Annotated in this window: 2 protein-coding genes; both read right to left on the bottom strand. The window is 57.0% G+C overall.

Translation table 11 applies throughout. The features are described from left to right. Window positions 1–762 (bottom strand): hypothetical protein (locus PVW46_RS13455; RefSeq protein WP_274576173.1); only part of this gene is annotated, 762 nt, incomplete at its 3' end. Next, window positions 743–1,687: tyrosine-type recombinase/integrase (locus tag PVW46_RS13450; RefSeq protein ID WP_274576171.1), on the bottom strand; the 945-nt coding region annotated here is incomplete at its 5' end. The genes PVW46_RS13450 and PVW46_RS13455, both read right to left, overlap by 20 nt.

Genomic DNA, 1,687 nt, shown 5'->3' with positions numbered 1-1,687 from the left:
CCCAACCAAATCAATGGGTCCTGACCCTACCGCTTCAGAAACCTTCCCTACGATATCGGCAAGTTCTTCTATCTGGCACATATAGGCGTCGAGCCTGACCTCTTTTTGGCGGGCAGAAGCGCTACCACCGCCAAGGCCCGCCTTCAGTCTACGTTGTTCATCTGAGACGCTGCGGAAAAGGCTATCAGAAGTCCGGTTGCGCCAATGCGCTTCACTTAAAAGTTTCCCGGCATAGAGTGCCAAGCGGAGTTGTTCGTCACCCTTTGCGTCAATACAGTTAAGCAGTGCTAGGAAAATTTGTGCCAGATACCAATCATCAGAAAATATTTCGGACCAACATAGGATCCACTTTGCTCCGTATCGAACACAGGAATTATCACGTTCTGAAGCGCTTCTCCAGTTGACCAGCAAAGGCATCTCACTTCCGTCATAGAAGTAGATTCCATGAAGGTCTAATCCATATCTTTTGCTGAGTTCCTCAGCGTTTAAAAAGAGGCTATCCGGAACACCAATTCGAAGCGCGAAATCAAAAATTTCGTCAGCTCTACTCTCCAGCCACTCAAACTGTTTATCTAATTCCTCTTCATCTTCGACTACAGCAGCACGACCGTCCGCCTTTGCCCTTGCATACCTTTCCTCTATGCTTTCGAAGGATCGGTCCAGCTCGCTGATAAGCTCTGCTTCATCTGCCGCCAGATCTGTAGCCTCTGGACTCAACTTTGGATTTCTCGAAGATGTGTCGTTATTGCCTGCTGTACCCATTCCACTCCGCCATCAACTCCCGCCGCCGTTCCAACAAATCCGACCGCGCATAGGCCCGCTCCACCTCGGACCCGACCTGATGCGCCAGCGCGGCCTCTGCCACCTCGCGCGGCGCGCCCGCTTCCTCCGCCGCCCAATCGCGGAAGGTGCTGCGAAAGCCATGCACGGTGAATTGACCGCGTCCCATGCGCCGCAAGAGCATCAGCATCGACATGTTGGACAGCGGCTTGTGCCGTTTCTGCCCCTCAAAGACATAGGTTGAGGCCATCGCCTTCATCGGTTCAAGGATTCGCAGCATTTCATCGGTCAGGGGGACACGGTGCTGCGCGCCACCCTTTATGCGCGCCGCCGGTATCGTCCACAGGCGCGCGTCCAGATCCACCTCATCCCATGTCATGCCCAGCACCTCGGACGTGCGGCAGGCGGTCAGGATGGTGAATTGCAGCGCCTTTGCCGCCGTGGCCGTGCGCGTCTCCAGTTCGGAATAGAAGGCCGGAACGTCCCGCCACGGCATCGCGTCGTGATGCACCACCTTGGCTTTGACCTTGGGCAGAACCTCCGCCTCTTTTACCGCCGTCACCGGGTTTTCGCCCTCGCGGAACCCTTGGGACTTGGCAACGTCCAGCACGGTCTTGAGCCGCTGCGACAAGCGGCGCGCGGTTTCGTGCTTGGCCGTCCAGATAGGTGACAGGCACATCAGCACCTCCGGCGTGCCGATGCTATCGACCGGCATCCGGCCAATCTTGGGAAAGGCATAGTCGCGCAGCGTGTTGAGCCATTGTTGGCCGTGCTTGGGGTTCTTCCATGTCGGCAAGCGGTCAATGTGCACCTGCCGCGCCAGTTCCTCGAATGTCGGCACCTCGCGCTTGGCATTGAAACGCGGGTTCAGACCCGCCTTTGCCATGCGCCGATACTCCAGCGCCCG

The organism is Mameliella sp. AT18, assembly GCF_028807275.1.
Classification (GTDB): domain Bacteria; phylum Pseudomonadota; class Alphaproteobacteria; order Rhodobacterales; family Rhodobacteraceae; genus Antarctobacter; species Antarctobacter albus.
The sequence above is the reverse complement of the archived record's forward strand: the minus strand, read 5'-3'. Positions and strand labels throughout refer to the sequence as shown.